Origin of the sequence: Pseudomonas sp. ACN5, from assembly GCF_002303975.1 — a bacterium.
In the GTDB taxonomy this organism is placed as follows: Bacteria; Pseudomonadota; Gammaproteobacteria; order Pseudomonadales; family Pseudomonadaceae; genus Aquipseudomonas; species Aquipseudomonas laurylsulfatiphila.
Genome location: NZ_MRCP01000001.1, coordinates 633,971 through 643,102, shown reverse-complemented (window position 1 = coordinate 643,102; position 9,132 = coordinate 633,971). Strand labels below are relative to the sequence as shown.

At 61.7% G+C, this 9,132-nt stretch carries 7 protein-coding genes; 4 read left to right on the top strand and 3 right to left on the bottom strand.

Annotated features, from left to right (window positions below; genetic code table 11):
- Positions 1-316 precede the first annotated feature (316 nt).
- Together BSF40_RS03130 and BSF40_RS03125 are read left to right on the top strand one after the other, a co-directional pair.
- A complete protein-coding gene (locus BSF40_RS03130; protein ID WP_095964050.1) occupies positions 317-1,858 on the top strand; it encodes an NCS1 family nucleobase:cation symporter-1 in 1,542 nt (513 codons plus the stop codon).
- A 56-nt stretch (positions 1,859-1,914) separates the two neighbouring features.
- Positions 1,915-2,643, top strand: a complete 729-nt coding sequence (locus BSF40_RS03125; protein WP_095964049.1) for an aspartate/glutamate racemase family protein — start codon at positions 1,915-1,917, stop codon at positions 2,641-2,643.
- A 115-nt stretch (positions 2,644-2,758) separates the two neighbouring features.
- Here the strand turns inward: BSF40_RS03125 and BSF40_RS03120 are convergent, their stop codons facing one another.
- On the bottom strand, positions 2,759-3,682 hold the full coding sequence (locus BSF40_RS03120) for a LysR family transcriptional regulator (protein WP_095964048.1): 924 nt from the start codon (positions 3,680-3,682) through the stop codon (positions 2,759-2,761).
- Positions 3,683-3,806: 124 nt separating this feature from the next.
- Between BSF40_RS03120 and BSF40_RS03115 the strand changes: the two genes are divergently transcribed.
- Positions 3,807-4,553: a 3-oxoacyl-ACP reductase family protein gene (locus tag BSF40_RS03115; RefSeq protein WP_095964047.1), complete on the top strand. Its 747-nt coding sequence runs from the start codon at positions 3,807-3,809 to the stop codon at positions 4,551-4,553.
- A 120-nt stretch (positions 4,554-4,673) separates the two neighbouring features.
- Here BSF40_RS03115 and BSF40_RS03110 read toward each other — a convergent pair whose 3' ends face one another.
- Positions 4,674-5,369, bottom strand: coding sequence for an HAD-IA family hydrolase (locus BSF40_RS03110; protein ID WP_095964046.1), 696 nt, complete (start codon positions 5,367-5,369; stop codon positions 4,674-4,676).
- Positions 5,370-5,616: 247 nt separating this feature from the next.
- Between BSF40_RS03110 and BSF40_RS03105 the strand changes: the two genes are divergently transcribed.
- Entirely contained in the window at positions 5,617-8,829 is a 3,213-nt protein-coding gene (locus BSF40_RS03105; RefSeq protein ID WP_095964045.1) for an RHS repeat-associated core domain-containing protein, read from the top strand.
- Here BSF40_RS03105 and BSF40_RS03100 read toward each other — a convergent pair.
- Entirely contained in the window at positions 8,792-9,034 is a 243-nt protein-coding gene (locus tag BSF40_RS03100) for a hypothetical protein (RefSeq protein WP_095964044.1), read from the bottom strand. The two genes, BSF40_RS03105 and BSF40_RS03100, sit on opposite strands and share 38 nt — an antisense overlap.
- Between the last annotated feature and the right edge of the window lie 98 nt (positions 9,035-9,132).

Below are 9,132 nucleotides of genomic sequence, written 5' to 3'. Positions count from 1 at the left end.
AAATAAATACCTGTTCAATCGGTCAATTTATATTGTCAATTTTTCAATAACTTGGCGAAAAGCCATAACAAAACGAAATGAACAGCGCCGTTCATAGAACGCTCGACTGGCATGGATCTGGCTTAAGTGCATACATGTTTTGTATACAATAATCTCAAAACATACACACACCTTAGATCCGCAAGCCTGAAGCGCCCTATCCCGTACAGGCTGCAGATGCCCCGTAACCAATGATATTCGCCACCCGCGACGAAGATTTGTCGAGCCAAGGCTCATGCACAGTCATCGCGGCGTCGAGCATCAGGAGCCTGCCGGAATGCGTACCAGTCTCTCCAATAACAATATCGCTCTGGATCTACCCTCCCCCCATTCCACCCACACCGCCGACAATCAGGCGCATGACTCCCCCGTGGTGCTCAGTCCTCGACTGCACAACAAGGACCTGGCACCGACCAAGGCCGAAGGCCGACGCTGGGGCCGCTACAGCATCTTTGCCTTGTGGACCAACGACGTTCACAACATTGCCAACTACTCCTTTGCCATCGGCCTGTATGCCCTGGGCCTGGGCGGCTGGCAGATCCTGTTGTCCCTGGGGATTGGTGCGGCGCTGGTTTACTTCCTCATGAACCTGTCCGGCTACATGGGCCAGAAAACCGGGGTGCCGTTTCCGGTCATCAGCCGGATCAGTTTCGGTATTCATGGGGCGCAGATTCCTGCGTTGATCCGCGCAGTGATCGCCATCGCCTGGTTCGGTATTCAGACGTACCTCGCGTCCGTCGTCTTTCGTGTGCTGTTGACGGCGATCCATCCCGGGTTCGCCGACTACGACCACAATTCGATCCTCGGCCTGTCGACCCTGGGCTGGGTGTGTTTCGTCGCGATCTGGTTCGTGCAACTGGCGATTCTTGCCTATGGCATGGAGATGGTGCGGCGCTACGAGGCGTTTGCCGGCCCGGTGATTCTGCTGACCGTCGCCGCCCTCGCCGCGTGGATGTACTTCCAGGCCAACGCGACCATTGCCTGGTCGATCCGTGAGCCGCTGACCGGTGGCGAGATGTGGCGCAACATCTTTGCCGGTGGCGCACTGTGGCTGGCGATCTACGGCACACTGATCCTCAATTTCTGCGACTTCGCCCGCTCTTCACCGTGCCGCAAGACCATCAAGGTCGGAAATTTCTGGGGCTTGCCGGTGAATATCCTGGTGTTCGCCAGCATCACTGTCCTGCTGTGCGGCGCGCAGTTCCAGATCAACGGCCGGATCATCGAAAGCCCGACCGAAATCATCGCCTCGATCCCCAACACCTTCTTCCTGGTGCTTGGTTGCCTGGCGTTCCTGATCGTCACCGTGGCGGTGAACATCATGGCCAACTTCGTCGCCCCGGCGTTCGTCCTCAGTAACCTGGCGCCGAAGTACCTGACGTTCCGTCGCGCCGGACTGATCAGCGCGACCATTGCCGTGCTGATCCTGCCGTGGAACCTCTACAACAGCCCACTGGTGATCGTGTACTTCCTGTCCGGCCTCGGTGCCCTGCTCGGCCCGTTGTACGGCGTGATCATGGTCGACTACTGGCTGATTCGAAAAGGCCAGGTCAACGTGCCGCAGTTGTACAGCGAAGACCCCAACGGCCCTTATTACTACAGCCGCGGGGTTAATTTGCGCGCCGTGGCGGCGTTCATTCCCGCCGCGTTGATCGCCATCGTCCTGGCCCTGGTGCCGGGTTTCCACAGCGTGTCGCCGTTCTCCTGGCTGATTGGTGCCGGCATCGCCGGAATGCTCTACCTGATCATCGCCAAGCGCCAGCCGCACTACGCCGACGTCAGCGGTGAAGCCATCGCGGTCGAAAACGTCAGCCATTAACTCCATGGCGGCCCGGCAATGTCGGGCCGCAGAACCATCCGCAATAAGGACTCCCCATGCGTATTCTCGTGGTCAACGTCAACACCACCGAATCCATCACCCAGGCCATCGCCCGCTCGGCGCAGGCCGTGGCCTCACCCGGCACGGAAATCGTCGGCCTCACCCCGCACTTCGGCGCCGACTCCATCGAGGGCAATTTCGAAAGTTACCTGGCGGCCATCGCGGTCATGGACCGGGTGATGTCCTACGACCAGCCGTTCGACGCGGTGATCCAGGCCGGCTACGGCGAGCACGGCCGCGAAGGCTTGCAGGAACTGCTCAACGTGCCGGTGGTGGACATCACCGATGCCGCCGCCAGCACGGCGATGTTTCTCGGTCACGCCTATTCCGTGGTCACCACCCTCGACCGCACCGTGCCCCTGATCGAAGACCGCCTCAAGCTCTCGGGCCTGTGGGACCGTTGCGCCTCGGTACGGGCCAGTGGCCTGGCGGTGCTGGAGCTGGAACACCAACCGCAACGCGCACTGGAAGCCATCGTGCACCAGGCCGAACTGGCGGTGACCCAGGACAAGGCCGAAGTGATTTGCCTCGGTTGCGGCGGCATGGCCGGGCTGGACGAGCAGATTCGCCGGCGTACCGGGGTACCGGTGGTGGATGGGGTGACGGCGGCGGTGACCATTGCCGAATCGCTGGTGCGGTTGGGACTGTCGACCTCGAAGGTGCGGACCTATGCGACGCCGCGGCCGAAAAACATCATCGGCTGGCCCGGGCGGTTTGCCCGGTAGACCGCGGCGCCCCCTTCGCGAGCAAGCCCGCTCCCACACTGGATATGCGCCGTTCACAATCCCCTTGTGGGAGCGGGCTTGCTCGCGAAGGGGGCAACTCGGTCCTGAGCCTGACTCAAAGAGCACTAAACCTCTGCCCCAACCCCCGCTCGGCAAACTGCTCGATGACGAAATCGACAAACGCCCGGGTCTTGCCAGGCAGCAGTTTGTGTTCGGCGTAATAGATAGAGGTGTAGCCGTCGTCGATGTACCAGTCCGGCAACACCCGCTGCAACCTGCCCGCCTCCAGGTAACCCGAGGCGAACGGCATACTCACCAGCGCAATGCCCAGACCTTGTGCGGCGGCGACGCAGGCGGCCTCGGAGTCGCTCATGGTCATCCGCGCCTTGAGCGTCAACGGGCTGTGTTGCTGATTGCGGTGGGTCAACTGCCAGGAGCGCACGCGACCGGTTTGCGGCGAGCGGATCAGAATTCCGTCGTGGTGCTTGAGGTCGTCCGGCTCGGTGATTGACGCATGTACCGCCAGGTAATCCGGCGAAGCCACCAATACCCGATGCGCCGGACTCAGCTTGCGCGCGACTACGCCCTGGGGTAATTCGAAGCCGCCGCCGATTGCCGCGTCGAACCCCTGCCCGATCAGATCGACCTGGCGGTTGTCGAAGTGCCAGTCCGGGTTGATCGCCGGGAATCGCCGCAGAAACTCGCCGAGCATCGGCACGATGTACAGGCAACCGAATACCGTCCCCATGCTGACTTTCAATGTACCCGCTGGCTGCCCACCGGCGCTGGCGAGGTTGGCCACGGCATTCTGGATGGTGTGCAGGCTGGTGCTGACTTCGCCGAGAAACAACTGGCCGGCCTCGGTCAGCGTCAGGCTGCGCGTGCTGCGCTGAAACAACCTGACGCCCAGGCGCGCCTCAAGCTTGGCAACGCTCTTGCCCACCGCCGCCGGTGTCAGGCTCAAGCGTCGCGCCGCTTCGGCGAAGCTGCCGACCTCGGCGCTGCGCACAAAGCATTCGATACTGCTGAAGGTTTCCATAGACGCCACTATAAACTTTTGGTTTACACAGACTATCGCAATTATGGCCTACACAGCTCGTAATCCTGAATCGATACTAGCCTCCATCAACCGGGACATCTCGCCTCGGGACTTGGAGATCGACATGACTACTCAGAACCTCAGCGGCAAAGTGGCATTGATTCAAGGTGGTTCCCGCGGTATCGGTGCAGCCATCGTCAAGCGCCTGGCCGCTGAAGGCGCGACCGTTGCCTTCACTTATGTCAGCTCGACAGCCAAAGCTGAAGAGTTGCAACACAGCATCACCGCCAAAGGCGGCAAGGCCCTGGCCATCAAGGCCGACAGCGCCGACGCCGACGCGATCCGCGGCGCCGTGTCCGCCACGGTGGAAGCCTTCGGTCGCCTGGATATCCTGGTCAACAATGCAGGCGTGCTGGCCGTCGCACCACTGGCCGACTTTAAACTCGAAGACTTCGACCAGACCCTGGCCATCAACGTACGCAGCGTGTTCATCGCCACCCAGGCCGCCGCCAGACACATGACCGAAGGCGGTCGCATCATCAACATCGGCAGCACCAACGCCGACCGCATGCCCTTTGCCGGTGGCGGCCCGTACGCCATGAGCAAGTCGGCACTGGTCGGCCTGACCAAAGGCCTGGCCCGTGACCTCGGCCCGCAAGGCATCACCATCAACAACGTGCAGCCGGGTCCGGTCGACACCGACATGAACCCGGCCGAGGGTGACTTTGCGGAAAGCCTGATCCCGTTGATGGCCGTGGGCCGTTACGGCAAGGCCGAAGAGATCGCCAGCTTCGTCGCCTACCTCGTCAGCCCGCAAGCCAGCTACATCACCGGGGCCAGCCTGACCATCGACGGCGGCTTCGGCGCCTGATGCGTTGAACGCAAAGCAAATGTGGGAGCGGGCTTGCTCGCGAAGGCGGTGGATCAGACGACATCAATGTTGCCTGACACACCGCCTTCGCGAGCAAGCCCGCTCCCACACTTTCCTTTGTCAGGCCCACTCAAGCGCAGGCAAACCAAAGGCGTCCGGCTCGAACGCCTTCAACGTACGAAGAATGCCATCGGCGTGTGCGTATCGGGCGTCGGCCATTGCCGCATCCGGAATCGCGATCGCCGTCATCCCCGCCGCTTTCGCCGCGGTGACACCAAAGGGCGAATCCTCGAACACCAGGCAATCCTCGGGCGCGACGCCCAGACGCCGCGCCGCCGTCAGAAAGATATCCGGCGCCGGTTTGGCTGCCCCCACCTCGGGGTCATCGGCGGTGACGATGAAGTCGAACAAGGTGAACCAGTCGCGGTGCAGGGTGGTTTTCTGACCAAACGACTGGCTCGATGAACTGGTACCCACGGCAATGGGAATGTTGTTGGCCTTCAGATGCCGCACCAGTTCCTGTGCGCCAGGCATCGCCTGTGCTGTAGGAAAGCGCTCGCGCATCAGCGGCTCGCGGATCACCAGAAACTCTTCGGCGGTAATCGGCAGGTCGAGCGCTTCAACCACATAGCGCGCCAGATCCCCTGCGCCCCGGCCAATGATGTTCTGCTTGATGCTCCAGTCGAACGTTCGGCCATAACGCGCGGCGATGATGGACGTGACTTCGGTGTAGATGCCCTCTGTATCCAGCAGCAAGCCGTCCATATCGAAAATCACGGCCTTGATCGGGCCGAATGTTTTGAGCGGTGCATTCATCGCATCTGATCCGTTTTCCAAGGCATCCCGGGCGGCGCAGGTGAGGCCCGCACCCGAATGGATTAAAGGATTCAGCAGCATAACGAGCGTGGCCGTCTCAGAGCAACGTTGAAATCCCGATCCACGCCGAATGGCTCTCGTGATTTAGCGATTCGCCCTACATCAAACGCCAACTTTCCCGACTTCTTTCCTGGAAGATCCTCCGCAGAGTCTCAGGTCCTACATTCCGCCAAGCGAAAGTCTGCAGATGTTCGATCCCCAAAAGGTATTGGCATGTCCCGCCAGCGGCCCCCTGAGACAGGTGCACAGGTTCCCCGCCAGTATCGATACCCTCGAGCGCACCACCCCGCACAACGGCCCGGTGTCGATGGTCACCGGCGAAGTATCGCTGGCCCTCACGGACGGCACCCTCGACGGGATCTTGCCGTTCGACTTCACCCGCCTCTATCGCACCCGTACCGTCGAACTCGACAGCGGGCTCGGTTTCGGGTGGCGGCACTCGCTGTCCCAGCATCTGGAATTCCACGGCGAGCAGGTGCTGTGGATCGACGCCGAAAACCGCCGCACGCCATTTCCATGGCCGACGACGGCGCGCCCATTGATCCGTAACAGACTGTCGCGGGCGGCGATTTACCTCGGCGAAGAACCGGGCGAACTGATCCTCGCCCAGGCTGGCGACGCGGCGCGTTTTTTTCATTTCCGCGATGGCCGACTGATCGCGATCAGCGACGCCTACGACAACCGCCTGACGGTACATCGGGACGGCCTTGAGCGGATTCAGCGCCTGGACAACGGCGCTGACCGTGCCTTGCTGCTGCGTTATGACCTCAAGCACCTGGTGGCCGTCGACTATCAGGTGTTTCAGCGCTGCGGGCCCAAGGCGTACTCCTGGTGCACCGAACAGACACTGGCCAGCTACCGCTACGACGCCCGCCAGCGTTTGGTCGAGGTGACCAACGCCGCGGGTGAAAGCGAGCGTTATGACTACGACGAGCAGCACGTGATCCTGCAACGGCAACTGGCGGGCGGCGCAAGTTTCTTCTGGGCGTGGGAACGCTCCGGCAAAACCGCCCGTTGCGTCCATCATTGGGCCTCGTTTGCGCAGATGGAGGCGCGTTACGTCTGGGACGATCAAGGCACCGTGACGGTGAACAACGCCGACGGCAGCCAAGAGGTTTACGTTCATGACCCATACGCGCGACTGGTGCGCCACATCGGGCTGGACGGCGGCGAACAGCACAAGGCCTACGACAATCTGGGCCGATTGATCTTCGAGCAGGACGCCCTCGGCGCCGTCACCCAATACCATTATGACGAAGCCGGTCGACTGAGCGCGCTGCTTGCGCCGGATGAGGCGCCCACGTCCTACAAATATCGCCACGGTTTCCTGCACGCCCGCACCCGCGCTCAGTCGACGTGGAGCTACCAGCGCAATGCCCAGGGAGACATCACTGCCGTCACCGATCCCGACGGACAGATCACCCACTATTCCTACGACTCGCTGGGGCGCTTGCTGACGATCCGCTTTCCAGACCAGAGCATTCACCGGTTTGTCTGGAGCGTCCTGGGGCAATTGCTGGAAGAAACCTTGCCCGATGGTTCTCAGCGCATTTTTTCCTACGATGCGTTGGGGCGGCGGATTACCGGGCAGGACGAACACGGTGCTATCACCCGTTATGAGTGGGACGCCGTGGGTCGACTGAGCCGGACCACGCTGCCCACGGGCGCCTGCCGTGCCTGGCGCTACAACGCCTACGGTCGGATCACCGCCGAGACTGACGAACTGGGACGGGTAACCCGTTACGAATACGCCGACGACCTGCATTTGATCAGCCGTCGGATCAACCCCGACGGCAGCGCGCTGAAGTACCGCTACGACCATGCGCAATTGTTGCTGACCGAGATCGAAAACGAGGTGGGCGACACTTACCGCCTGGACTACACCCCGGGAGGATTGATCCGACAGGAAACCGCCTTCGATGGACGTCGTACCACTTACAGCTACGACCCCAAAGGCCAATTGCTGAAGAAAACCGAGTTTGGCGACGAAGGTTCGCAACTGGTTACCGGCTATCAGCGTGACAGCGCCGGGCGGTTACGGGTCCAAACCTTGCCCGACGGAGTCAGGGTCGAGTACCACCACGACACGCTCGGGCGACTGGTCAGCGTCGATGACGGCCGGGACCCACCGTTGCAGTTCGAATACGACCTTCAGGACCGACTGATCACCGAGTATCAGGGCTGGGGCACCCTGCGTTACGACTACGACGTCTGCGGTCGACTCAAGTGCCTGCACCTGCCCGACGCCTGTATCCTCGTCTACCACCACGCCAAGGGAGGCGCCCTCACGGCCATCGACCTCAACGGCACACCCCTGACCCGCCATCGCTTTGTCGGCGGGCGCGAACAGCAGCGCCAACAGGGCCTTCTGCTCAGCGATTACGCCTACGACGAGCAAGGCCGTTTGCAGGCCCATGTCATCAGCCAAAAACAACGGCCGCTGTACCGCCGTGAGTATGCCTACAGCGCCAAGGGCAACCTCTTGAAGGTTACCGACAGCCGCCACGGTTCACGCCGCTATCAATACGATGCACTCGACCGCCTGACCGGCGTACATCACGCCCGCGACCAGTGCGCAGAGCACTTCACCCACGACCCGGCCGGTAACCTGCTGATCCACGAGCGTCCCGGCCCGTGTGCTTTCCAGAGCAACCGCCTGCAGCGCAGTGGCAGTGGCAATGACGGCAGCTATTACGACTACGACGCCTTCGGCAATCTGATCCGCGAACGCCGCGGCCTGCCGCCCCAGGTCACCGAATACACCTACGACAGCCAGCACCGCCTGATCAGCGTCAGCCCCCCGGACGGCAAAGGTGTCAGCTATCGCTACGACGCTTTCGGCCGGCGTATCCAGAAAACGGTTGAAGGCTACACCACGCAATACTTCTGGCAAGACGACCGGCTGATCGCAGAAAGCGGCCCCCGGCACTACCGAAGCTACATCTACGAACGCAGTGAAGCCGGTAGCTTCCGCCCGTTGGCGCTGCTCGACGGCAAAGGCCGGGCACAAGCCTGCGCCTACTACTTTCAACTCGACCACCTCGGCACCCCGCAGGAACTGACCGGCCACGGCGGTGCGATCGTCTGGTCGGCCAAATACACCGCCCACGGCAAACTCCGCAAATCGAGCCGCGAATGGCTCGAACAACCCTTACGGTTTCAGGGGCAATACTTCGACGCTGAGAGTGGCCTGCACTACAACCGGCATCGCTATTACCATCCGGACTTCGGTCGTTTTCTGACACCGGATCCGCGCAAGTCGGGCGGTGGGTTGAACCCGTATCGGTACACCCGCAACCCGACGGGGTGGGTGGACCCGCTGGGATCGGGCGACCCCCTCGGCTCGATTCGCTCAGCAAGCATTAAGGACCCGGATGCCCTCGCCGCCGCTTCGAAGTAGCCGGCTCTCCCGAGCCGTCGGTATCTGCATCGCGCTGATCGTGCGGATCTGCCTCGACATTCTCGTCGCTCTCGTCGCTCGGCACTTGCTCCACGCCGGCATCATCGTCCGGCGGTCGTTGGTCGCGGCTCAAGGAGTCGGTAGGTGACGGCAGCGGATATTCCGGAGTTTCATCAACGTCGAAGGCCTTTGGATCAGTGTTCATATCGCACCTCTCATCTGACCTCAAGAGCAGGTCATGACATATCGAAGACTGCGCGATGGACGCGTTCGACCCGGTAGACGATCGGTTGATTCGGCAAC